Genomic DNA, 23,776 nt, shown 5'->3' on the forward strand with positions numbered 1-23,776 from the left:
CCATGCGGTAGGTCAGCACCTGATCCGCCTGACGCTGGACCAGCTCCTGGAGGGCGGTCTTGTAATCCCGGCGGCGTTCCTCCACCACCTCTTCCCGCTCGGCCTCCAGAAGGCAGCGGTGAATCAGCTCCGAGGCGGCGGCGATACCCCCGTCCAGGTACACCGCCGCAAACACCGCCTCCGTGGCGTCGGCCAGGATGGATGTCCGGGTCCGGCCTCCGCCGGACTCCTCGCCCCGGCCCAGCTTCAAATAGGCTCCCAGATTCAATTTCCGGGCCACCTCGTACAGGCTCTGCTCGCAGACCAGGGCCGCCCGAATGCGGGTCAGGTCCCCCTCCGGCAGGTCCGGATGCTGGGTGAAGAGAAATTCCGCCGTCACAAAGCCCAGAACGGAGTCCCCCAGAAACTCCAGCCGTTCGTTGCTGGAGAGCCGGTCCGTCCGGTGCTCGTTGGCATAAGAGCTGTGGCGCAGGGCCTCCTCCAGCAGGGCCGGGTTCCGAAAGATGTAATTCAGTTGTTTCTCCAGTTCCTGCATAACGGTCCCCCGCCTCAAAAGCGCCTTTACTCGCTTTATTTATTCAGCTTGCCGGCAAGATAGTTCACCGCGTCGCCCACGGTCTTCAAAGAGCTCAGCTCTTCCTCTTCAATTTCGCCCACTTCGAATTCCTCTTCCATGGCCATGACCAGTTCCACCAGGTCCACGGAATCTGCGCCCAGGTCCCCTTCGAAGGAGGTGTCCATGGTGATGTCCTCCGGCTCCTTGGCAAACTGCTCCGCCACCAGCTCCCGCAGCACTTTCAGAATTTCTTCGTTTGACATTGCTGTTTCACTCCTTAAAGACTTGACTGATTTCAGCGCGATCGGCCTTTCATGAAGCTTATCATACGGCAAGAGCCGCGCTGCTGTCAAGGGGCATCCGGCAAATTTTGCCGGTCTCCGCCCACTTTCATCTGTTCGATGTTCTCCTGGACGTCGGCGATGAAGCCGCTGGCGGCGTATTCCTCCGCCCGGAGGATGGCGTTGCGGATGGCCCGGGCGTCCGAGGAGCCGTGGGCCTTGATGACGGGCTTGGAAATTCCCAGGAAGGGCGTGCCCCCCACCTCGCTGGGGTCCAGCAGCTTTTTCATCGCCGCCAGGTCTCCCTTCACCAGGCCCGCCGCGATCTTCGTCCTGGCGCTGGAGAGGAAGACCTTTTTCAGCTCCTTCAAGAGGAACTTCCCGGTGCCCTCCAGGGATTTCAGCATGACGTTTCCGGTGAAGCCGTCGGCTACCAGCACATCGGCCCCGCCCAGCATGGCGTCCCCGGCCTCCAGATTTCCCACAAAGCGGAGCCGCCCCGCCGCCCCGGCCTCTGCCAGCAGCGCGTGGGTCTCCTGGCGGAGGGGGTCCCCCTTCTCCGCCTCGGCGCCGATGTTCAAAAGGGCAACTCGGGGCCGCTCGATCCCCAGCACCCGCTTGGCGTAGTAATTCCCCAGGTAGGCGAACTGGAGCAGGTACTCCGGCGTACACTCCGCGTTGGCCCCGCAGTCGCACAGGAGCATCCGCCCCTCCGCCGTAGGCAGCACCGGCCCCATGGCCGCCCGGCGGATGCCCCGGATGCGCTTGACCACCAGGGTCGCCCCCGCCAGCAGCGCCCCGGTGGACCCGGCGGAGACGAAGGCGTCCCCCTCCCCGTCCTTCAGCAGCCGCAGGCCCACCGTCAGGGAGGAGTCCTTTTTCCTCTTGAAAGCGGTGGCGGGGTCGTCGGCAATCTCCACCACCTCCGTGGCGTCCCGGAGTTCCACCCCGGCGGGCAGATTCTTCTCCCCGCACTGCTCCACGGCCTTCAGGATATCCGCCATCCGGCCCACCAGGATCACGTCCGTGCCGCACTCCCTGTGGGCCTCCAGCGCCCCCTGGACGACGGCCAGAGGGGCGTTGTCGCCGCCCATGGCGTCCACAATGATCTTCATGCTTGGCCCTCCCTTGCGTTTGTTTCTCTCGCGTTTACTCCAATACGGTATCCCGCAGCCCCTCGATGATCTCCAGGGACCGCCGGGACAGCTCCGCGTTCTTGTTCCGCTTCCCCCGGACCCGGCGGTCCAGCGGGGGCATGATGCCGAAGTTGATATTCATGGGCTGGAACGCCGTGACGGACGGGTTGGAGATATACAGCGCCAGCGCGCCCACGGCGGTCTCCTGGGGGAAGTCCGCCGGGGGCAGACCCCGCAGCCGCCGGGCCGTCTCCACGCCCGCCAGGAAGCCGCTGGCGGCGGACTCCACATAGCCCTCCACCCCGGTCATCTGCCCGGCGAAGGAGACGCGGGGTTCCGCCTTCAGCCGGTAATAGCGGTCCAGCAACCGGGGGGAGTTCAGGAAGGTGTTCCGGTGCATCACGCCATAGCGCAAAAACTCCGCGGCATGAAGGGCGGGAATCATGGAGAACACCCGCCGCTGCTCCGGGAAGCGGAGGTGGGTCTGAAAGCCCACCAGGTTATAGACGCTGCCCTCCCGGTTGTCCCGCCGGAGCTGGACCACGGCGTAGGGCTCCTTCCCCGTCCGGGGGTCCGTCAGGCCCCGGGGCTTCAGCGGACCGTAGCAAAGGGTTTCCCGTCCCCGGCGGGCCATGACCTCCACCGGCATGCAGCCCTCGAAGACCTTCTTGTCCTCAAAGCCGTGAACCTCCGCCTCCTGGGCGGTGGTGAGGGCCCGCCAGAAGGCGTCGTACTCCGCCTCGTCCATGGGACAGTTGATATAGTCCGCCGTGCCCCGGTCATAGCGGGAGCCCATCCAGGCCCGCTCCATGTCGATGCTCTCGGCGGAGACCAGGGGGGCCGCCGCGTCGTAGAAATGGAGGGCGGAATCGTCCCCCAGCAGGGCCTGGAGGCGCGCCGCCAGCGCGTCGGAGGTCAGGGGGCCGGAGGCAACGACCACCTCGCCCTCCGGAAGGTCCGTGACCTCGCCGGGGACCACGGTGATGTTGGGGTGGTTCCGCACCCTCTCCGTCACCAGCGCGGCGAAGCCGTGGCGGTCCACCGCCAGGGCCCCGCCGGCCTCCACCCGGGTGGCGTCGGCGCAGGAGAGGATCAGGGAGTCCAGACGGCGGAGCTCCTCTTTCAAAAGGCCGACGGCGTTTTCCAGCTGGTCGCTTCGGAGGGAGTTGGAACAGCAGAGCTCCGCGAAGTACTCCGTCTCGTGGGCGGGGGTCTTTTTTTCCGGCTTCATCTCCCGAAGCGTCACCTGGACGCCGCGCTTGGCCAGCTGCCAGGCGCATTCGCTGCCGGCGAGGCCGGCGCCGATAACCGTTATGTTCATGGGGTACCTCCGTGGGGGGAGTTTTGGCTCGCCCTGGCGGGCGGGGGGATTCAGCTATGAAGATAGCTGGTCCTTTGCACCCCCCGTTTTCTCTTTTTCTGATACGCAGAAAAAGAGAAAACGGGCCGTGCACGGTCCAAAAGAGAAAAAGACGTTTTCAAACGTGGGACGGGGGCGCGCCTGGGGACTGGTTTTCGGGTACGCATGTCCCTGCCCGCGGCTCGGTGCGGGCGGGGGGTTTGGCGGGCGCCGAATCGACTTTCTCCTCTTTCCGCTGCCGCTGCCCTGGCAGTTTTTGCGGCTGGGATGCCGGATGGCTCCTGCCTTGGCAGATAGACGGCAGCCTGCCGATGGCCCTCCGGGTCAACCTGGATAAAGAGGCCATGTTCCAGGCCGCCTTTGCCGCCGCCAGAGAGCTTTCTTAGCCCTCCGGCGTCTCGGTCTTCTTCGCCGCCGCTTTCTTGGCGGCGGTCTTCTTGGCCGTCGTGGTCTTCTTGGCGGCGGTTTTCGCTGTGGTCTTCTTCGTGGAAGCCGCCTTGGCGGTCTTCGCCGCTGTCTTCTTCCCGGCGGACACCTTGGCGGTCTTCGCCGCCTCCTTCTTCCCGGCGGGCTCCTGCCCGGCGGACTCCTCCGCCGCCTCGGGCTCCGGCTCCCCGTCCGCCTTCTTGGTGTACTTGGGATAGCCCCGCTTCTCCTCCGGCAGGAAGTTGGCGCACTCCGGGTTGATGCAGAAGGGCTTCCTCGCGCCCCGGCCCGCCTTCTTGAAGAGGGTATGGCCGCACAGCGGGCAGTCGTCCTTCACCGGCACGTCCCAGGTCATGAAGTCGCACTTCTCCGCCTCGTTTTTGCTGGTCGAATGCTCACAGCAGTAGTAGGTGTACTGCTTGCCGCTCTTCTTGCTCTTCCCCGTGCGCTTCATCAGCCGCCCGCCGCACTTGGGGCAGCGGCCCGGCATCTCCACCACCAGGGGCATGGTGAAGCTGCACTCCGGGAACCCGGGGCAGGCCAGGAAGCGGCCGAAGCGTCCTGTCTTCACCACCAGATTCCGCCCGCACTCCGGGCAGATCTCGCTGGAGACCTCGTCGGGCACCTTAATGCGCACGCCCTCCAGGTCCTGCTCCGCCTGCTTGAGGTTCTTGTCAAAATCCCCATAGAAGTCCCGGAGGACCCCCTTCCAGGGAATGCTGCCCCCCTCCACGGAGTCCAGCTTCTCCTCCATGTGGGCGGTGAACTGGAGGTCCGCGATGTCGGTGAATTTGTCCTTCATCAGCTCCGTCACCACCCGGCCCAGGTTGGTGATCTTTAAATACTTGCCCTCCTTCTCCACATAGGCCCGGTCCAGAATCGTGGACACCGTGGGCGCGTAAGTGGAGGGACGGCCGATGCCCTGCTCCTCCATGGCCCGGATGAGGGAGGCGTCCGTGTACCGGGCGGGGGGCTGGGTGAAATGCTGGTTCGGGGCGAAGCTCTTCAGCTCCAGGGCGTCCCCCTCCTGAAGCTCCGGCAGGGGGGACTCCTTTTCCTCCTTCTCCTCGTCCTTGCCCTCTTCATAGACGGCGGTATAGCCGGAGAATTTCAGGCTGGAGGAGCTGGCCCGGAAGTCGTGCCCCGCCGCCTCAATCTCCACGGAGACGCTGTCATACACGGCGTTGGACATCTGGCAGGCCACAAACCGGCTCCAGATCAGGCGGTAGAGCCGGTACTGCTCTCCGGTGAGGTCCGCCTTCAGGTCCTCCGGCGTCCAGCGGACGTTGCTGGGGCGGATGGCCTCGTGCGCGTCCTGGGCGTTGGCCTTGGCCTTATAGCGGTTCGTCTTGGCATAGTCGCCGCCGTAGCGGCCTACGATGAACTCCTTGGCGTCCGCCAGCGCCTCCTCGGAAAGGCGCAGAGAGTCGGTCCGCATATAGGTGATAAGACCCACGGTGCCCTCCCCGGCGATATCCACGCCCTCGTAGAGCTGCTGGGCGATGGCCATGGTCCGCCGGGGGGTCATGCTCAGCTTGCGGGAGGCCTCCTGCTGCATGGTGGAGGTGGTGAAGGGCGGCGAGGGACTGCGCTGTTTGTCGGTGCGCTTCACGTTCTTCACCGAGAAGGCGGCGTTTTCCGTCTCATGGATGACGGCGTCCACCTCGGCCTGGCTCTTCAGCTCCGCCTTCTTGCCGTCCTTCCCGTGATAGCGGGCGGTGAAGGGCCGGTTCCGGCCCAGAAGGCCCGCGTCCAATGTCCAGTATTCCTCGGGCTGGAACGCCTCGATCTCCCGCTCCCGGTCGTCCACCATCCGGGTGGCCACGGACTGGACCCGTCCGGCGGAGAGGCCCCGGCGGATTTTCTTCCACAGGAGGGGGCTGAGCTCATAACCCACCAGCCGGTCCAGAATACGGCGGGCCTGCTGGGCATCCACCAGATTCTGGTCGATGCCCCGGGGAGACTGGATGCTCTCCTGCACCACCTTTTTGGTGATCTCGTTGAAGGTCACCCGCCGCGTCTTCTCGTCCGTAAGGCCCAGAAGCTGCTTGAGATGCCAGGAGATGGCCTCGCCCTCCCGGTCCGGGTCGGTGGCGAGATAGACGGTGTCCGCCGTCTTGGCGGACTTTTTCAGGTCTTTGATGATATCTTCCTTGCCCTTGATGGGCTGATAGACCGGCTCAAAATCCTGCTCCGGGTCCACGCCCAGCTTGCTCTTGGGCAGGTCCCGCAGGTGGCCCATGCAGGCCTTGACGGTGTACTCCTTCCCCAGATACTTTCCGATGGTCTTGGCCTTCGCCGGGGATTCCACGATGACCAGATACTGCTTTGCCATAGCTACCTCCGTGTGTCTCCCGCCCCGCGGGAGGGGGTTATTCCGCCAGCGTCACGGTCCGGGTGTACCGCTTTCCGCTGTGCTGGCAGACCATGCCGTCAATCTCCAGCATGGTCAGCGCCGACGAGACCCGCCGGGCGGGCACGCCGGTATCCGCAATCAAATCGTCCACCTGCGCCGGCTTCTCCGGGTCCAGAATCCGCAAAAGCGCTATCTGGTCGTCCGTGAGGCCGGAGGGACTGACCGGAGGCGGCGCCTCCGGCTTCTCCGGGCCGGCGTCCTCCGGCTCCGGGGCCGCCGGCTCGGACAGGGGCGGAGTCCGCCGCCGGCCGGGCGCGGGGGTCCAGGCCGCTTCCCGGATGCGGAGTTTATCCGGGAAGCGGGCCTTGTAGTCCCGCAGAATGTCCCCGGCCTCCGCCGCCAGTCCCGCGCCGTCCCGAATCAGGCGGTTGCAGCCCACGCTGTCCGGCGCGTCGATGGGCCCGGGAACGGCGTAGACGTCCCGCCCCTGCTCCAGGGCCAGACGGGCGGTAATCAGCGCCCCGCTTCTCTCCGGAGCCTCCACCACCAGCGCCGCCACGCTGAGGCCGGACAAAATCCGGTTGCGCACCGGGAAATGCCAGCCGTCCGCCTCCGTGCCCGGCGGATACTCGGAGAGCAGCGCCCCTGCGGCGGCCACATCGTCGTACAGCTCCCGGTTCTCATATGGATAATAAACGTCCAATCCGTTGCCCGTCACGCCCACCACGGCTCCCCCCGCCCGGAGGGCTCCCCGGGCGGCGGAGGCGTCCACGCCCTTGGCAAGGCCCGTCACCACCAGCGCGCCGCCGGAGGCCAGACCCCAGCCCAGCCGCTCGGCACAGGCCCTGCCGTAAGGCGTGCACTCCCGGGTGCCCACCACGGCCACGGCGGCCTCCTCGTCAAAGGCAGGCAGGCGGCCCCGGACGTACAGCAGCACCGGCGGATCATAGATATTCCGAAGCCGCTGGGGATACTCCGCGTCCTGAATGGTCAAAATGCGCTGGCCCAGCCGCTGGCAGTCCGCCAGAATGCGGTTCGCGGCGGACAGGTCCCGGTTCAGCGCCCGTTCCGCCTGCGCCGGGGGCACGTCCTCGGCCAGAAGCAGCTCCTCCCGGTCGGCGAAAAAGATGTCCTCCGGCGACCCGAAGTGCCGCAGAAGGGCCAGCCGCGCCTGGTTTTGCACTCCCGGCAGCTCCGCCAGCCAAACCCAGTATTTCAGCATCTCCCGTCCCCTCCTTCCCCCCAGGGCTCTTAAGGTTCTTTATACTATATGAAACGGCGTACAATTGCAAGCGTTAAATTGAAATTGTTTGCCGGGCCGCCTCCCACAGCAGCACCGACGCGGCGGAAGCCGCGTTCAAGGACTCGCAGCGCGCCTCCATGGGAATCCGGACCGTCCGGTCACAGGCCGCCAGCACCTCCGCCGAGAGGCCCCGGCCCTCGCTGCCCACGGCCACGGCGCAGCGGCGCAGGTCCACCTCCCGGACGTCCGCCGTATCCTCCCGCAAAGCCGCGCCGTAAAGGGGCAGGTTCGCCTCCCTCAGGCGCGCCGCCAGCTCCGGAAGGGCGCAACGGTACACGGCGGAGCGGAAATGCACGCCCATTCCCGCCCGGACGGTCTTGGGATTATAGAGGTCGGCGCAGCCGGGAAGCAGAATCACCGCGGAACCGAAGGCGTCCGCCGTCCGGAGGATGGTTCCCACGTTCCCGGGGTCCTGGACGCCGTCCAGCACCAGAAACCGGGGACGTCCGGCCTCCTCCAGCCGCTCCGGCAGGCCCCGGGGCGCAAAGGCGCAGGAAAACACCACCCCCTGGGGGGTCTCCATGGGGCTGACGGAGCGCATGACGCCCTCGCTGACCCTCGCCGCCCGGACGCCGCCGGGAAGAGGCGGCAGCTCCGCCCCCTCCGTGTACAACAGCGCGGTGACCGGCGCGCTCCACTGCGCCGCCTCCCGGAGGAGTTTGGGGCTGTCGCACAAAAATTCTCCCGTTTCTTCTCGATAAGAACGGGAGGAGGCCAGCTTCCGGAAATGCACGCAGAGGGAGTTGCTTCGGCTGGTAATCATTTCCATAACTGGTCTCCTCCCCTTCTCCGGCGGCCGAAGAGAAATCCCGTTTCCCAGCGGACCGCGCGGTCTGTCAATTCTTTCTTATCATAAAGGCATCTTCCCGGCTTGTCAAGCCGCCGGGGGAAGAGAAATTTTGAAAGAACGCCCGGCGGACCTCGCCGCAGAGATACAAAGACCCCAGGGCGCAGACCGTCCCGTCCCGTCCCGCCGCCGCCAGAGCGGCCTCGATCCCCGCTTCCACACCGGCGCAGGGCCGGGCCTCCGCCCCCCGCTCCGCCAGCAGGGCGCACAGCGTCTCCGGGGCCATAGCCCTGGGGCTGTCCGGCCGGAGAACGAACACCCGCTCCGCCAGGGGGACCAGCAGGTCCAGCATATCCCCGGCGTCCTTGTCCGCCAGGATACCCAGAAGCAAGGTAATTTTTTTGCCCGGGAGGAGGCGGCGCAGGCTCTCCGCCGCCGCCCGCATTCCGTGGGCGTTGTGGGCGCCGTCCAGCAGGAAGACGGGGTCCCGGCCCAGCACCTCGAAGCGCCCGGGCCAGCGGACGGCGGCCAGCCCCCGGCGGACCGCCTCCTCCGGAATGCGCCAGCCCTTTTCCCGCAGGCGCTCCACCGCCGTCAGGGCCAGGGCGGCGTTTTCCGCCTGATACGCTCCCGCCAGGGGAACCGTCAGTCCCTCCCAGGGGGCGAAGTCGAAAACCGCTCCCTCCAGGCTCAGACGCCGGAGGGTCAGCCGGTCCAGGTCCAGCTCCGTGAGCCTTACCCCCTGTTCCCGGCAGACCCGGCGGAAAACCGCGTCCGCCTCGGGGCAGCCTCCCCGGCTGACCACCTCGGTCCCCGGCTTGATGATGCCAGCCTTGGCGGCGGCGATCTCCCGGAGGGAGGGGCCCAGAATGGCGGCGTGGTCCATGCCCATGGCGGTGAGCACCGCCAGCTCCGGGGCGTCAATGACGTTGGAGGCGTCCAGCGCCCCGCCCAGGCCGGTTTCCAGCACGAGGACGTCGCAGTCCATCCGCTGGAAGTACAAAAACGCGGCGGCGGTGATCAGCTCGAATTCCGTGGGGTGCTCCCCCATGGCCCCGGCGGCGGAACGGACCCGCTCCGTCACCGCCCCCAGGTCTTCCCCGGAAATCTCCCTTCCGCCGGCCCGGATGCGCTCGCTAAAGCGCTCCAGGTGGGGCGAGGTGTTCAGCCCCGTCCGGTATCCCGCCGCCTCCAGTATGGAGGCAAGACACGCGCAGACGCTGCCCTTGCCGTTGGTGCCCGCTACGTGGAGAATTCTCTGTCCCTTCTGGGGGTCCCCCAGGCGGCGGAGCAGCTCCCGGATGCGGCCCAGTCCCGGGGCGCGGGACTCCCAGCCGAAGGAGTGGATATAGGCCTCCGCCTCTTCTCCTGTCATGCCCTCGCCTCCTTTAGAAATTCCAGGCGGCGCTCCGCCGCCGGAGGGCCTGCACCAGAGGAATGGCCAGGGCGGCCATGAGCACGGCGTTGAGCATTCCCACGGCAAGCCGCCAGACCAAGTCCCCCAGAATCAAGCCGGGAAAGTAGTAGCCCATCAGCACGCTGTCCAGCCAGTTCACCAGGGTGTTGCCCACGGTGGTGTGGACCGCCGCCAGGACGCAGACGCCATAGCACAGCGTCCGCCGCTCCTCCAGGCGCTGGCCCCGTTTGCGCAGCAGCAGCGCCCCGGCGCCCACCACCAGGCCCCGCAGCGCCGGGGGAATCAGGTACAGCGCCGTGGTGTAGGTGACGCCGAAGGTCAAAATCTGCTTAAAAAACTCCCCCACCATCGCCACGACCACCGCGTCCAGCGGGCCGAAGAGCAGCGCGGCCACCACCACCGGCAGCGAGCCGAAGGAAATCCGCACATTCCCCACCTGCACCGCCGCATAGAGCGACAGGGGCAGGTACATGGCCGCCAGCATGGCGGCGCAGCACAGTCTTCTCACACGTTTCACATTTGTTCCGGGCATAAAAAAACCTCCTCTTTTTGAATGCGGCAGTATGCCGCACAGAGGAAGCCCGTTCCCGTATGCGGCAGCGGGATGCGGGGCGCGCACTGCGGGATTTCTCCCTTCGTCCGGAAAGCAACTCCCCGTCTCTCCGGCACTTTTACACGCGCGTCCCTACTCTGCCTGTCCCCCGGCTCTTACCGGAGATGGTCTTATCATAAGGCAATCCGTTTTGAAAATCAACCCCCTTCTGCGCGGCCCCCTCGTCCGCCGCCGGCAAATTGTTCTCCGCAGAAAAACATTCGTGCGCCGTAGGGAAATTGCACAAAGGTCTCCCCAGCGGGGATTCCGCTTTTGGCGCAGTCTCTGAAATCCGGGGGAAGGTCCCGCTTCCAGCGGAAAAACCGTTGACAGGGCGGCTTTTCCTCTCGTATAATCACCCTACAGGGAGAGCAGCGTCCCCCTCGCGGGCGGAGGCTCTCCTGTTTTTAACTTCATTTATTTTCTGCGTTAAAGTGATAAAGGGGAGATTTTCATGTTTACCACCTCACCATTGTACGATCCCCGTTTCGAGCATGACGCCTGCGGCATCGGCGCCGTGGTGGACCTGGGGGGCCGGAAGACCTACCGCACGGTGGACGACGCGCTGAAGATCGTGGAGAAGCTGGAGCACCGGGCCGGAAAGGACGCCGCCGGAGAGACCGGAGACGGCGTGGGCCTGCTGCTGCAAATTCCCCACAAGCTCATGGTCAAGGCCGCCGCCGCCGAAAGCGTCTCCCTGGGGGAGGAGCGGGACTACGGCGTGGGCATGTGCTTCTTTCCGGAGGACAGCCTCAAGCGGGCCCAGGCCATGAAAATGCTGGAGATCATCGTCGCCAAGGAGGGCATGCAGTTTCTGGGCTGGCGGGCGGTGCCCATTCACCCGGAAATCCTGGGGGAGAAGGCCCGCAGCTGCATGCCCCGGATCTACCAGTGCTTCGTCCGCCGTCCGGAGGACTGCCCCCGGGGCCTGGATTTTGACCGGAAGCTGTACGTGGCCCGCCGGGTCTTCGAGCAGTCCAGCGTCAACACCTACGTTCCCTCCTTCTCCAGCCGGACCATCGTCTACAAGGGCATGTTCCTGGTGGGGCAGCTCCGGCGGTTCTACGCCGACCTGACCGACCCGGACTGCGAGAGCGCCATCGCCCTGGTCCACTCCCGCTTTTCCACCAACACCAATCCCTCCTGGGAGCGGGCCCACCCCAACCGCTGCATCCTCCACAACGGGGAGATCAACACCATCCGGGGCAACGTGGACCGGATGCTCGCCCGGGAAGAGACCATGTCCTCCCCCATCATGGAGGAGGACATGGACAAGGTTCTCCCGGTGGTGGACCAGAGCGGGTCCGACTCCTCCATGCTGGACAACACCCTGGAGTTTCTGATGATGAACGGCGTGGAGCTGCCCCAGGCGGTGATGCTGTGCATTCCGGAGCCCTGGGCGGGCGACAAGCGGATGGAGCGGGAGAAGCGGGATTTCTACCACTACTACGCCACCATGATGGAGCCCTGGGACGGTCCCGCCGCCATCGTCTTCTCCGACGGGGACACCGTGGGCGCGGTGCTGGACCGGAACGGCCTGCGGCCCTGCCGGTGGTATCTTACCCGGGACCAGAGGCTGATTTTGTCCTCCGAAGTGGGGGTGCTGGACATCCCGCCGGAGGAGATCGTGAAGAAGTCCCGCCTCCAGCCGGGGAAAATGCTGCTGGCGGACCTGCGGGAGGGCCGCCTGGTGGACGACGCCGGGCTCAAGCGCCGCTATGCCCTCCGCCAGCCCTACGGCGAGTGGCTGGACCGGCACCTGGTCTACCTCCGGGACCTGCCCATCCCCAACAAGCGGGTGGAGACCCACCCCCAGGCCCTGCGGGACCGGCTGTACAAGGCCTTCGGCTATACCTACGAGGACATCAAGGAGTCCATCCTCCCCATGGCCAGAGACGGCGCCGAACCCACCTCCGCCATGGGGGTGGACACGCCCCTCGCCGTCCTCAGCGAGCGGCGCCAGCCCCTTTTCAACTATTTCAAGCAGCTCTTCGCCCAGGTGACAAACCCGCCCATGGACGCCATCCGGGAAGAGGTGGTCACGGACACCACGGTCTATGTGGGCACCGGCGGCAACCTCCTTCAGGAGCGGGCGGAGAACTGCGCCGTGCTGCAAATCCACAACCCCATTCTCACCTCCGTGGACCTGATGAAAATCCGCTACATGGACCGCCCCGGCTTCCAGGTGGAGACCATCTCCCTGCTGTACTACAAGTCCATGCCCCTGGAGCACGCCCTGGACCGGCTCTTTGTCAACGTGGACCGGGCCTATAAGCACGGGGCCAACATCCTGATTCTCTCCGACCGGGGCGTGGACGAGAACCATATGGCCATCCCCTCCCTGCTGGCGGTCAGCGCCCTGGAGCAGCATCTGGTCCGAACGAAAAAGCGCACCGCCGTCTCCGTCATTCTGGAGAGCGCCGAGCCCCGGGACGTCCATCACTTCGCCGCGCTGCTGGGCTACGGCGCCCAGGCCATCAACCCCTATCTGGCCCAGGAGTGCGTGGAGGAGCTGATCGCCCTGGGAATGCTGGACAAGGACCCCGGCGCCGCCGTCAGCGACTACAACAACGCCATCCTCCACGGCATAGTGAAGATCGCCTCCAAAATGGGCATCTCCACCATCCAGTCCTATCAGTCCGCCCAGATCTTCGAGTGCCTGGGCATCCGCAAAGAGGTGGTGGACAAGTACTTCACCAACACCGTCAGCCGGGTGGGCGGCATCGGGCTGGAGGAGATCGGCGAGGGCGTGGAGTGGAACCACAACCAGGCCTTCGACCCCCTGGGCCTGGGCTATGACGCCACGCTGGACTCCCTGGGGGGCCATAAGCTCCGCTCCGGCCCCGACAAGGAGGACCACATGTACAGCCCCCGGACCATCCTCCTGCTCCAAAAGGCGGTCCAAGAGGGGGACTACTCCGTCTTCAAGCAGTACTCCGCCCTGGTGGACTTCGCCGACAAGCCCCACACCCTCCGGGGCCTGCTGGACTTCCGCTGCGGCAAGGACGGCGGCGTCCCCCTGGAGGAGGTGGAGCCGGTGGAGTCCATTGTCCGGCGCTTCAAAACCGGGGCCATGAGCTATGGCTCCATCTCGCAGGAGGCCCACGAGTGCATGGCCGTCGCCATGAACCGTATCGGGGGCAAGTCCAACTCCGGCGAGGGCGGCGAGGCCCGGGAGCGTCTCCACGACCAGCGCTGCTCCGCCATCAAGCAGGTGGCCTCCGGCCGCTTCGGCGTCACCAGCGAATATCTGAACAGCGCCCAGGAGATTCAGATCAAAATGGCCCAGGGGGCCAAGCCCGGCGAGGGCGGACACCTCCCGGGGAAGAAGGTCTACCCCTGGATTGCCAAGACCCGCTGCTCCACTCCCGGCGTCACCCTCATCTCCCCGCCGCCCCACCACGACATCTACTCTATCGAGGACCTGGCCCAGCTGATTTACGACCTGAAAAACGCCAACCGTCACGCCCGCATCAGCGTCAAGCTGGTCAGCGAGGCGGGGGTGGGCACCATCGCCGCCGGCGTCGCCAAGGCCGGGGCCCAGGTGGTCCTCATCTCCGGACACGACGGCGGCACCGGCGCGGCCCCCCGCAGCTCCATTCACGGCGCGGGCCTCCCCTGGGAGCTGGGCGTGGCCGAGGCCCACCAGACCCTGATTCAAAACGGTCTGCGGCATCAGGTGCTGATCGAGGCGGACGGCAAGCTGATGACCGGCCGGGACGTGGCCATCGCCTGCATGCTGGGGGCGGAGGAATTCGGCTTCGCCACGGCCCCCCTGGTGGCCCTGGGCTGCTGCATGATGCGGGTGTGCAATCTGGACACCTGCCCCGCCGGCATCGCCACTCAGAATCCCCTGCTCCGCAAGCGCTTTGCCGGCAAGCCGGAGCACGTGGTCAACTTCATGACCTTCGTGGCCCAGGAGCTGCGGGAGCACATGGCCGCCCTGGGCGTGCGCACCGTGGACGAGCTGGTGGGCCGGGGGGACCTGCTCCAGGTCCGGGAGCATCTGGTCACCCACCGGGCGGAGACCCTGACGCTGGAAGGGCTGCTGCAAAACCCCTTCGGCGAGCATGTCCCCCACTTCGACCCCGCCGCCGCCTTCGACTTCCACCTGGAGCGGACGGCGGACATGCGCGTACTGCTGGAGAAGATGGGCCGGACCCTGAAGACGAAAAAGTCCGGGACGCTGGACCTTCCGGTCACCTCCACGGACCGCTCCTTTGGAACCCTCTTCGGCTCCGAGATCACCCGGCAGCTGGGCGGCGGTCTGCCGGAGGACAGCTATGTCATCCACTGTCATGGCGGCGGCGGGCAGTCCTTCGGGGCCTTCATCCCCCGGGGTCTGACCCTGACCATGGAGGGCGACTGCAACGACGGCCTGGGCAAGGGCCTCTCCGGCGGCAAAATCGTGGTCTATCCTCCCAAGGCCAGCCCCTTCGACCCCGGCGAGAACATCATCGTGGGCAACGTGGCCCTCTACGGCGCCACCTCCGGCACGGCCTTCATCAACGGCCGGGCCGGCGAGCGGTTCTGCGTCCGCAACTCCGGGGCCACAGCGGTGGTGGAGGGCGTGGGCGACCACGGCTGCGAGTACATGACCGGCGGCCGGGTGGTCATCCTGGGCCCCACGGGGAAGAACTTCGCGGCGGGCATGTCCGGCGGCATCGTCTACGTGCTGGACGAGAATCACGACCTCTATCTCCGTCTGAACAAGGAGCAGGTGCTGACGGACACCCTGACGGAGCCCCATGACATCCAGGAGCTCCGGGACCTCATCGAGGCCCACGTGGCCGCCACCGGGTCCCCCCGGGGGAAGAAGATTCTGGCGGCGTTCAAATCCTACGTGCCGTGCTTCAAGCGCATCATACCCAGAGACTATGACCGGATGCTCCGCTCCATCGCCCAGTTCGAGGAGAAGGGCATGAGCCGGGAGCAGGCGGAAATCCAGGCGTTTTACGCCAACACCAGGGCCTGAGAGGAGGACGCGAGACATGGGAAAGACCACAGGATTTTTGGAGTACATCCGCGCCGGCGCTCCCGTCCGGCCTCCGGAGGAGCGGGTCCGGGACTGGGAGGAGTTTCACCTCCCCCTCCCCGACAGCGCCCGGGAGGAGCAGGGTGCCCGCTGCATGAACTGCGGCGTCCCCTTCTGCCAGAGCGGCATGATCTACGAGGGGCGGACCTTCGGCTGTCCCCTGCACAACCTCATTCCGGAGTGGAACGACATGATCTTCTCCGGCAACCGGGGCCACGCCCTCAGCCGCCTTTTAAAGACCAACAACTTCCCGGAGTTCACAGGCCGGGTCTGCCCCGCCCCCTGCGAGGGCGCCTGCGTCTGCGGCCGGTACGGCGGCGCCGTCACCATCCGGGACAACGAGCTCTGCGTCATTGAGGACGCCTTCGCCAACCACACCCTCCGCCGGAGACGGCCCCCCCAGTGGTCCGGGAAAAAGGTCTGCGTGGTGGGCTCCGGCCCGGCGGGACTGGCGGCGGCGGACCAGCTGAACCACCGGGGCCACTCCGTCACCGTGGTGGAGCGGGAGGCCCGCTGCGGCGGCCTGCTGACCTACGGCATCCCCAACATGAAGCTGCCCAAGGAGATCGTCCAGCGGCGGATTGAGCTGATGACGGAGGAGGGCGTCAGCTTTGTCACCGGCGTGGACGCCGCGGACCCCGCCGCGGCCCGGCGGCTGCTGGCGGACTATGACGCCGTGATTCTCTGCTGCGGCGCGGAGCGGCCCCGGCCCTTGGGGGCGGACGCCGCCGGTCTCAGCGGCGTGTACTACGGCACGGAGTACCTCAAGGCCGCCGTGGAGCGGCACTGCTTCCAGGAGTCCCCCGCCGTCCCGGAGGCGGCGGGACTGGACGTGGTCATCGTGGGCACCGGCGACACCGCCGGCGACTGCGTGGCCACCGCCCTGCGGGAGGGCTGCAAGTCCGTCACCCAGCTGGTCCGCCGCCCCAGAGAGGACTATCTCCAGGACGGCAGGCTCCCCCTGGATTACGCCCACGAGGAGGCCGCCGCCGTCCTGGGGCAGGACCCCCGGCGCTTCGGCGTCCAGATTCAAGGCCTGACGGCGGAGGAGGGCAGGCTCACCGCCGTGACCACCACGGAGGGGGATACCCTGCCCTGCCAGCTGCTGATTGCCGCCACGGGCTTTGCCGGGTGCGGCGCGGCGGTCTGCCGGGCCTTCGGCGTGGAAGCGGGGGATACCGTCTCCACGCCGGAGGGGAGCTTTGCCACCAATGTGGAGAAGGTCTTTGCCGCCGGGGACATGCGCCGGGGAGCGTCTCTGGTGGTCTGGGCCATTGCCGAGGGCCGGGCCGCCGCCGCCGAGGCGGACGCATATCTGATGGGCTACACCAATCTGGTGCGGGGCATTTGAAAACGGCGCGCAAGGGGCCTGGGAGAAAATCCTCCCAGGCCCTGATTTTCACGCGGAGGGGCTTGTTATTTTCCACCCGAGCTGGTATAATAAAAAAATCCAGCAGCGCATACTTATATAGAGAGAACGGAGTGGTGGAATGGTTTACGGAAAGTTTAAACAGGGTACTATTATACATGGCCTTCGCTCGGAGCAGTATCGGGGCGCGCCGTGCAGCGCGGTCATCATCACCGCAGAGTGTGACATCGCCCAGTGCAAGGTGTCAAAATTTTACTACCTGACCGCCATGGACGTGCGGACGTGGATGAAGACGGAGGGATTGGCCTATACAGCGGCGCAAGCTCAACTCTCAGAACTTAAAAGCGTGATTAACGATTATGGGAAGAATGTTCCTGGGTTATCAGAATACAAAAACGCCGCCATAGTTGACTTGGACGGAATTATAGAAGACCTTTCTACCTTATCAACCGACAAAACGGCCCAGAAAGCACTACAGCGGCTGAAAGGCGCAAAGAAAGAATACGATCTTTCAATAAAAACAGACAGAGAAGTAGAGGCTCTCTTTGCTAAACTGGAAAATAAGATTATTGGCAATATAAAATCAGTTATAGATGGAAGTTTAATACAATATTTCTTTTTACCCCGCATTTCTTATGCGGACCCCAGCGAACAAAAACCTGACGATGCCAAAGACGGTCTGATTGTAAATTTTCAGGATATTGGCTTTTTTGACCGTCATACTGTCTCCATGATTGAACAGCAAAAAATGGATTATGACAAGCTTTCCGAAGAGGAGCGAACAAAATACGGAAAAATATTTTTTCTTGAAAAGCCTAATGACATGATTTTTCCGGAAGAATTCATACATCCCCCCTATCGTGAATGGCTTATGCAATCCTTTTCCTTTGCCTTTATTCGAATTGGTGTTGAATTTGATAAAAGCGCAGCCAAAACATATTGGGAAAATGAGCTGAAGGAACCGGCGCAGTAAAGGAGGCGTCTCGATTGGATTACAACTATATCCTGTTTGAACAAAGCGCGGTGGAATTTCTCGCCAGCCGCCGGGAATATCAGAACACGGAACATGACGAGGGCATCGCCTTCGTGGACCTGATCCGGCGGCCTAGGCGCGATGTCTCTCACCTGGGCAGCCGCCTGCGGATCAAGTGGACGGAAGACGGCGTCGTCTTCATCGGGCCGAAGCCCACCAAGACCATACTGACCGTCGACCTCACCACCTGCGAACTTTTGAAATTCGAGGGGGACAGCCCTTCGGACCTGCTGGTTGTGCTCCAGCGGATGTTCCGGGCGGCCATCCGCATCTGGAACCACCAGCCCTTTACCAACGTGGAGCGGGTCAACCACTCCAAGCTGGTGGTCTTCCCCTTTTCCTACAACCTGAACGGACGGGACAACAAGCGCCTGGTCATCGAGCGGGAGCCCAACACCCCCCATCTGCTGGACCAAGGCGTCTCCTATCCGCTTCTGGCCTACAAGTACAACGACGACGTCGTCGCCCCCGGAAGCGAGGAGACGCCGGACACCACCGTCCTCAACCGCGCGGGGGAGGAGTACATTTGCCTTCTCTCCTCTCTCTCCGGCTCCGGGCAGGATGCTCACAGCACCGCCGCGCTGCCGCAGCAGCAGTTGGAGGATTACTACACAACCACTCCGGTGGACAGCAAGAGCTTCCGCTACAAAACCTTCCAGGAGCAGTATGACAGTCTGACCAAAAAGCAGCAGGAAGTGGTAAACAGTCCCAGCTGCAACCACCCCATCCGCATTGTCGGCCCTGCCGGAACCGGCAAGACCACCTCCATGGTCCTGCGGGCCTACCGCCTGTTGACGCGGGCCGAAGAAGAGGGCAAGACCAAAAGCATCCTCTTTATCACCCACAGCGAATCTGCCCGCTATGAGGCGGAGGCGGCCTTCCGTCTTCTGGACCACGCCGAAAAATTCCTCCGCCCCTCGGCGGAACAATCCATCGAATTTATAACCCTGCTCTCCTACTGCAAGCGCTATCGGGGCATCACCGACGTTCAGACCGTTGACGAGGACGCCGCCGACGCCAAGGAATACCAGCTGATGCTGATTCAGGACGCCTACGACGCCATACAAAAAACCTCGTACAAGTCCTGCAAGGAATTTCTTTCGGGACCGCTGCGGGCAGTGCTGGACGGCACTCCGGGCGCTGTGCTGGTCTCTTTGCTTCAGCATGAGTTCAGCATTCAGATCAAGGGGCGGGCGGACGGCCTGCGGGAAAAATACCAGGAACTCTCCTCCATTCCAAACGGTCTGCCCGTCTCTCCCGACAAAGCCTTCTGGGACAAGAAATACATCTATTCCATTTTCATGGAATACGAAAAGCAGCTCAAGTCCATGTCGGCTTATGACACGGACGACATCGCCATCGAGAGCCTCATGAGCCTGAACGCCCCCATCTGGCGGCGCGAGCGGGCGGACTATGGCTACGACGACATCTTTGTGGACGAGATTCATCTCTTCAATCTGAACGAGCAGCATATTTTCCACTTCCTCACCAAGGCTCGGGAGCAGACGCCGATCTGCTTCGCCCTGGATTACAGTCAGGCCATCGGCGACCGGGGCGACCTGAGCGGCAGCTATCTCGAAACGGAGCTCTCCGCTGATGCGACGGAATTCAACTACGACTATGTATTCCGCAGTTCCGAGTATATCGTGAGCTTCTGCAAATCCCTCATCGCCTCCGGAGTGCAGCTGTTCAACACCGGATTCCGGAACCCTTATCGAAAAAGGGGCGGCGACTCCCCCTTGATTGGCGACGACCCGGGCCAGGTCCCCAAACTCATCATGGCGGAAAACGAGGAGAAGATGCTGCAAGCGCTGAGAACGCAGATCGACGGCATCCTCAAAACGCTGCAATGCAAAAACCATCAGATTGCCATTGTGTCCTTTGACGACAAATATCTGACCAAGGAGAGCATCGCCCGCTTAAAGGATATCATCCGGCGTCCCCTCTATTATCTGGAAGGACGAAACATCGGCCAGCTGAAGGACGCGCAGGCGAATAACGCCGTCCTCATCACCTCGCCCTACAACGTCAACGGCCTGGAGTTCAGCGCCGTCATCCTCCTGGGCGTGGACGGCGCGCGGGTTCCGCCTTCCCAGGGCGTCAACGACGTCTCCAAGAACTACCTGATTCACAAGGCCTACAACATGCTCTACCTGACGGTATCCAGAGCCAAAAACGCCGTCATCCTCCTGGGCGACAAGCAGAACGGCGACTCCGAATGCCTGGACCACTCCCTGAGCGTCCACACGCTGGAGCGGTCCGACTGAACCCTGTCCCCCGAACCACAAAGTTCCCCGGCGCAGCCGCGCCGGGGAACTTTGTTTTATGAAGGATGCCGGCACGCTTTACCCATTTCTGCGTAGTACCGGCCCCGGCGGACAAACCCTCACCGCGCCTCCGGCGTCTGCCGCCGGATATCCAGGGCCCTGCACACCTGGGCCAGGGTCAGGCGGTATACGCCGTACATCAGGGCGCTGACCGCCGCCACCACCGCCAGGGCGGCCAGAAGGCCCGCCGCCTCGCTGGGCGTAATGCCCGCGGGACTGCCGTTGAAGTACATAATCATGACGTAGAAGGCGTAGATCAACCCCGTGCCCGCCAGGGCGGGCACCAGGAACACCCGCTTCACCTGCCCCCGGACGGAGCGGCGGAGATAGGCGTTGGAGGCCCCCAAATGCCTCAGGTCGTCATAGACCTTCCGGTTTGTCAGGGCAATGGTCATGCACCGGGTATAGGCGATCACAAACACGGCGGCAAAGCACACCACGGCCACAAAGACAAAGAGGATGAGGAACACCGCCGAGGTCTTTACAAAGTCCATCCTGTCCAAAATCCGGAACTCAGGCATGTACTGCCAGTTCATCCGGAAGGCGGAGCTGTCCCGCTGAGCGTAGTCGATGACGGTAAAGCCGTATTCCGCGCAGTTCTCCCGGTCCAGGAAGTAAGCGCCCTCCTCCGCCAGGTACCGATCCCGGACCACCGGGTCCCAGCCTCTGAACTGGGCCACCTCGATGGTGGAGCGGTCCACAACCTCGTTGAACAGGGCTTTGGCGAAGTCATAGGTCTCCTCGCAGTTTTCCACGTTGAAGCAGACCTGGGTCTCCCGCCACTCCTCCGTCAGGCCCGCCCCCAGGGCGGCAAAGTCGGCGTCGTTCATCACATAGCGGGCAAAGAGGCTGTCATAGCGCAGGGGCTCCAGGGACGTGACGGGGAGCTGTTCCCCGGTCAGATAGTTGGTCACGAGGCTCTTGTCCGGGGCAAAGCCCAGCTTGCTCCCCTCCGTGTCGACGACGCCGCGAATCTCGCCGCCGGCCAGGTCCACATGCTCCCCCGTCAAAGCCTCGTAGCCGGAGGCGGAAAGAAACAGCTCGGTGCTCATGACCTCATTGTACTCCGCGCGCCAGGTGGTGCCCATGGGGCCCTCCTCCTCAATGTGGTCCTCGCCGTCCACCGCCAGGCGGAGCATGGGGACGGCGGCGAAGTCCGTGACGGTCACGCCGTACTCCTCCGCCAGGGCCCGGACCTCCTCCTCCAGGGGAATGTCCTGGTCCGCCCGGAAGTTGTAGACGTAATCCACCGGACGCTGGTCATAGGAGATCATGGACCCGGTGCCCAGCATGGGGGTGTAGAAGCTGCCGAAGTACGCGCCGGCAATCAGCAGGGTCATCACCAGCATGTTCCGCACCGTCTGGCGGCCCTGAAAGCGCATCTGGCTGGTGGCGATCAGGTCCTTATAGAGCTTCTTTTTCCCGTTCCAGCCGTTGACCACCGTGTGGAGCAGAATCATATAGAGGCCAATCAAAGCGGGGACGTAAAAGACCGCGGTCAGCCCCTCGGGAGGATACCAGTGGAGAACGCTTATGAAGAAGAAGGAGGACATATAGCCCAGAAAGCCCCCCAGGGCCAGCAGGCCGATGCCAACGAACCCGTACCACCGGGGGACATCCCGGATGGGCTCGGACTTGTGGGACTCCTGGACGATGTCGATGATGTTGGTCCGCTTCACGGACCGGCTCCCCAGGAAGAACATCATGGCGATGACAAAGGCGGAGAAGGCCAGGGAGAATACATAGGCGTTAGGGTCAAACACCAGCCGCATCTCCTCGGTGTCCACCACGGCAAGCCTAAAAGCCTGCCACAAAATCCAGGCCAGCGGCCCGCCCAGAAGAGCCCCGGCGGCGCAGGAACCCAGGGAGATAACTCCCAGCTCCCGGTACAGCTCCCCCCGCACCTGGGCCCGGGTGGCCCCCAGGGCCAGGAACACGCCGGTCTCTCGGGACTTCTGCCGGAAGAAGAGGCCGGAGGCGTAGGTGGTGAACACGGCGCAGCCGATGACCGCCAGGGTGAAGATCATCATGACCTGCTTGCGGCTGTCGCCTCCCTCGGGGAGGACGTTCAGCACCGTGGGGGCCCGCATCATGCAGACATAGGCCGTTATCAGCAGCACGGAGAAAAAGCAGCAGCCCGAGAGGAGCGCGTATTGCTTTTTGTTCCTCCGGCGCATCAGGGCATAAACTTCGGAAAAATGGCGCATGGTTACTCCCTCCCCATTTCCCGGACCGCGTCCAGAAGCTGGTCCTGGAACGTCTCCCGCTCCGTGGCCCCCTTCTCCAGCACCCTCCAGACCACGCCGTCCCGGAGAATCACCACCCGGTCGCAGAAGGAGGCGGCGTAGGAGTCGTGGGTCACCATAAAGATGGTGGCTTCCAGAGCGCTCTTGGCCTGCTCAAAGGAGCGGATAACGGCCCGGGTGGACTTGCTGTCCAGGTTGCCCGTGGGCTCGTCGGCCAGAATCAGCAGGGGGTGGTTGATGAGGGCCCGGGCCACGGCGGTGCGCTGCTTCTCGCCGCCGGAGATCTCCGCCGGGTATTTGTCCCGGATGCCCGCGATGCCAAAGACCTCGCAGAGCTGGTCCGCCCGCTGCTCCGTCATGCCGGAGACGGTGCCGCCGATGATGGCGGGGAGCAGGATGTTCTGCCGGACCGTCAGGCCGTCCAGCAGGAGGAAGTCCTGGAAGACGAAGCCCAGCTGCTTGTTGCGGACCTCTGCCAGGGCGTCCTCCCCCAGGCGGGCCAGCTCGGTTTTCCCCAGGCGGATACTGCCGGAGTCGGCGGGGATGTAGCAGGAAATGCAGTTCAAGAGGGTGGTCTTGCCGGAGCCGGAGGGGCCCATGACGGCCACGAACTCCCCCTTTCCCACTTGAAGGGAGACCCCCTTCAGCACCTCGTAGGAGGTCTTTCCCACTTGGTAGGATTTGCACAGATTTTCTACAGTCAGCATCATAGTCATCCTTTCTTACAGCATGAATTGAATTGCCGCAATGACGGCAAGATGGGCGGGATAGAAGGCGTAGAAGAACCACTTGGGGATTTTCAGCCCGGAGCGGGTGGGGAGGAAGATCAGCGGCGCGGCCAGCAGGGCAAACACAGCCCAGTCCACGGCGAAGCCGCCCAGCTTCAAGGCCAGCGGGTCCTCCAGATAGCCGCCCCAGAGGCAGGGCAGGTAGGTCAGCACATAGAGGGCCGCACCAATTTTGGGGTGGTTCCGGCAGAGGAAGAAAATCAGCATCAATTGAATCCCGATGCCGGAATAGTCGAAGTTCCACCAGCTCACCGCGAAGAAGGCCCCCAGGAACAGCCACCACTTCCGCTCTTTCAGCCCGTACATGGCCAGGAGGGACAGGAACAGGGTGAAGAAGATGTTCCAGTTGCTCCAATTCCGGTCCACCATCCAGTCGTGAGGGTGGAAGGCCAGGACGTAGAAGGGCTGAGAGACCACGGCGAACACCGCCAGGCGGCCCAGATACCGCTTGATGTCACGGGTGTACAGCAGTCCCACGGTCAGGCAGTAGCAGAAAATCGGGAACGCCAGCCGCCCAATCCAGCGGAAGGCCCCGACCTCCGGAAAGAAGGCAGCGCCCACATGGTCGATGAGCATGGATACGATGGCGATGAGCTTCAAGAGGTCTGTGTCCAGATTCGATTGCAGCCGGGGCCCCTGCCGGGGGACCTCCGTGGGGGTGGTCAGGGCGGCGCGGATGGAATTCCAATTCATAGCAAGCACTTCCTTTATTCTGTGACAGCGATTGATACGGAAGTCCGGCTATAAATTCTTACGTCCGCTTC

The 23,776-nt window shown here is 64.1% G+C and carries 16 protein-coding genes and 1 riboswitch; of the genes, 4 read left to right on the forward strand and 12 right to left on the reverse strand.

Annotation, left to right across the window (positions count from 1 at the left end; genetic code table 11):
• The 9 genes from rnc to QZ329_RS10590 all read right to left on the reverse strand — a co-directional run.
• On the reverse strand, positions 1 to 535 hold a 535-nt coding region (rnc, locus tag QZ329_RS10550), incomplete at its 3' end, for a ribonuclease III (RefSeq protein WP_295752258.1).
• Positions 536 to 570: 35 nt separating this feature from the next.
• The gene (gene acpP, locus QZ329_RS10555; protein ID WP_295752259.1) at positions 571 to 819 is read right to left on the reverse strand and encodes an acyl carrier protein; all 249 of its coding nucleotides are present in this window, start codon (positions 817 to 819) and stop codon (positions 571 to 573) included.
• An 86-nt stretch (positions 820 to 905) separates the two neighbouring features.
• A complete protein-coding gene (gene plsX, locus QZ329_RS10560) occupies positions 906 to 1,952 on the reverse strand; it encodes a phosphate acyltransferase PlsX (RefSeq protein ID WP_295752261.1) in 1,047 nt (348 codons plus the stop codon).
• A gap of 34 nt (positions 1,953 to 1,986) precedes the next feature.
• Positions 1,987 to 3,294 (reverse strand): methylenetetrahydrofolate--tRNA-(uracil(54)-C(5))-methyltransferase (FADH(2)-oxidizing) TrmFO, encoded by a 1,308-nt coding sequence (trmFO, locus tag QZ329_RS10565; protein ID WP_295752263.1) that lies wholly within the window; start codon positions 3,292 to 3,294, stop codon positions 1,987 to 1,989.
• A gap of 421 nt (positions 3,295 to 3,715) precedes the next feature.
• Positions 3,716 to 6,094, reverse strand: a complete 2,379-nt coding sequence (topA, locus tag QZ329_RS10570) for a type I DNA topoisomerase (RefSeq protein WP_295752265.1) — start codon at positions 6,092 to 6,094, stop codon at positions 3,716 to 3,718.
• A gap of 37 nt (positions 6,095 to 6,131) precedes the next feature.
• Positions 6,132 to 7,337: a DNA-processing protein DprA gene (dprA, locus tag QZ329_RS10575; protein ID WP_295752268.1), complete on the reverse strand. Its 1,206-nt coding sequence runs from the start codon at positions 7,335 to 7,337 to the stop codon at positions 6,132 to 6,134.
• A gap of 73 nt (positions 7,338 to 7,410) precedes the next feature.
• Complete coding sequence (locus tag QZ329_RS10580) at positions 7,411 to 8,187, reverse strand: RNA methyltransferase (RefSeq protein ID WP_295752270.1); 777 nt, start codon at positions 8,185 to 8,187, stop codon at positions 7,411 to 7,413.
• A 67-nt stretch (positions 8,188 to 8,254) separates the two neighbouring features.
• Positions 8,255 to 9,580, reverse strand: a complete 1,326-nt coding sequence (locus tag QZ329_RS10585; RefSeq protein ID WP_295752272.1) for a folylpolyglutamate synthase/dihydrofolate synthase family protein — start codon at positions 9,578 to 9,580, stop codon at positions 8,255 to 8,257.
• 13 nt (positions 9,581 to 9,593) lie between these two features.
• Positions 9,594 to 10,154, reverse strand: coding sequence for a folate family ECF transporter S component (locus QZ329_RS10590; RefSeq protein ID WP_295752274.1), 561 nt, complete (start codon positions 10,152 to 10,154; stop codon positions 9,594 to 9,596).
• A gap of 63 nt (positions 10,155 to 10,217) precedes the next feature.
• A riboswitch (THF riboswitch) is annotated at positions 10,218 to 10,317 on the reverse strand.
• Positions 10,318 to 10,668: 351 nt separating this feature from the next.
• Between QZ329_RS10590 and gltB the strand changes: the two genes are divergently transcribed.
• The 4 genes from gltB (at position 10,669) to QZ329_RS10610 (ending at position 19,918) form a co-directional block, all read left to right on the forward strand.
• Positions 10,669 to 15,189, forward strand: a complete 4,521-nt coding sequence (gltB, locus tag QZ329_RS10595) for a glutamate synthase large subunit (RefSeq protein WP_295752277.1) — start codon at positions 10,669 to 10,671, stop codon at positions 15,187 to 15,189.
• A 16-nt stretch (positions 15,190 to 15,205) separates the two neighbouring features.
• Positions 15,206 to 16,600 (forward strand): glutamate synthase subunit beta, encoded by a 1,395-nt coding sequence (locus QZ329_RS10600; protein WP_295752280.1) that lies wholly within the window; start codon positions 15,206 to 15,208, stop codon positions 16,598 to 16,600.
• Between the two features lie 139 nt (positions 16,601 to 16,739).
• Positions 16,740 to 17,591: a hypothetical protein gene (locus QZ329_RS10605; protein WP_295752283.1), complete on the forward strand. Its 852-nt coding sequence runs from the start codon at positions 16,740 to 16,742 to the stop codon at positions 17,589 to 17,591.
• Positions 17,592 to 17,605: 14 nt separating this feature from the next.
• Entirely contained in the window at positions 17,606 to 19,918 is a 2,313-nt protein-coding gene (locus QZ329_RS10610) for a UvrD-helicase domain-containing protein (RefSeq protein WP_295752286.1), read from the forward strand.
• Positions 19,919 to 20,037: 119 nt separating this feature from the next.
• Here QZ329_RS10610 and QZ329_RS10615 read toward each other — a convergent pair whose 3' ends face one another.
• Genes QZ329_RS10615 through QZ329_RS10625 form a run of 3 tightly spaced genes read right to left on the reverse strand, consistent with a single transcriptional unit; the run spans position 20,038 to position 23,705 of the window.
• Positions 20,038 to 22,185, reverse strand: a complete 2,148-nt coding sequence (locus QZ329_RS10615; protein ID WP_295752289.1) for an FtsX-like permease family protein — start codon at positions 22,183 to 22,185, stop codon at positions 20,038 to 20,040.
• Positions 22,186 to 22,187: 2 nt separating this feature from the next.
• Entirely contained in the window at positions 22,188 to 22,934 is a 747-nt protein-coding gene (locus QZ329_RS10620; RefSeq protein ID WP_365351877.1) for an ABC transporter ATP-binding protein, read from the reverse strand.
• A gap of 12 nt (positions 22,935 to 22,946) precedes the next feature.
• On the reverse strand, positions 22,947 to 23,705 hold the full coding sequence (locus QZ329_RS10625; RefSeq protein ID WP_295752292.1) for a TraX family protein: 759 nt from the start codon (positions 23,703 to 23,705) through the stop codon (positions 22,947 to 22,949).
• Positions 23,706 to 23,776 lie beyond the last annotated feature (71 nt).

This window comes from uncultured Oscillibacter sp., assembly GCF_910579365.1.
GTDB lineage: Bacteria > Bacillota > Clostridia > Oscillospirales > Oscillospiraceae > Oscillibacter.

Excerpts from the sequence above, each read along its gene's own strand:
- acpP (WP_295752259.1), bottom strand. The coding sequence starts at position 819 with ATGTCAAACGAAGAAATTCTGAAAGTGCTGCGGGAGCTGGTGGCGGAG.
- plsX (WP_295752261.1), bottom strand. The coding sequence starts at position 1,952 with ATGAAGATCATTGTGGACGCCATGGGCGGCGACAACGCCCCTCTGGCC.
- trmFO (WP_295752263.1), bottom strand. The coding sequence starts at position 3,294 with ATGAACATAACGGTTATCGGCGCCGGCCTCGCCGGCAGCGAATGCGCC.
- topA (WP_295752265.1), bottom strand. The coding sequence starts at position 6,094 with ATGGCAAAGCAGTATCTGGTCATCGTGGAATCCCCGGCGAAGGCCAAG.
- dprA (WP_295752268.1), bottom strand. The coding sequence starts at position 7,337 with ATGCTGAAATACTGGGTTTGGCTGGCGGAGCTGCCGGGAGTGCAAAAC.
- QZ329_RS10580 (WP_295752270.1), bottom strand. The coding sequence starts at position 8,187 with ATGGAAATGATTACCAGCCGAAGCAACTCCCTCTGCGTGCATTTCCGG.
- QZ329_RS10585 (WP_295752272.1), bottom strand. The coding sequence starts at position 9,580 with ATGACAGGAGAAGAGGCGGAGGCCTATATCCACTCCTTCGGCTGGGAG.
- QZ329_RS10590 (WP_295752274.1), bottom strand. The coding sequence starts at position 10,154 with ATGCCCGGAACAAATGTGAAACGTGTGAGAAGACTGTGCTGCGCCGCC.
- gltB (WP_295752277.1), top strand. The coding sequence starts at position 10,669 with ATGTTTACCACCTCACCATTGTACGATCCCCGTTTCGAGCATGACGCC.
- QZ329_RS10600 (WP_295752280.1), top strand. The coding sequence starts at position 15,206 with ATGGGAAAGACCACAGGATTTTTGGAGTACATCCGCGCCGGCGCTCCC.
- QZ329_RS10605 (WP_295752283.1), top strand. The coding sequence starts at position 16,740 with ATGGTTTACGGAAAGTTTAAACAGGGTACTATTATACATGGCCTTCGC.
- QZ329_RS10615 (WP_295752289.1), bottom strand. The coding sequence starts at position 22,185 with ATGCGCCATTTTTCCGAAGTTTATGCCCTGATGCGCCGGAGGAACAAA.
- QZ329_RS10620 (WP_365351877.1), bottom strand. The coding sequence starts at position 22,934 with ATGATGCTGACTGTAGAAAATCTGTGCAAATCCTACCAAGTGGGAAAG.
- QZ329_RS10625 (WP_295752292.1), bottom strand. The coding sequence starts at position 23,705 with ATGAATTGGAATTCCATCCGCGCCGCCCTGACCACCCCCACGGAGGTC.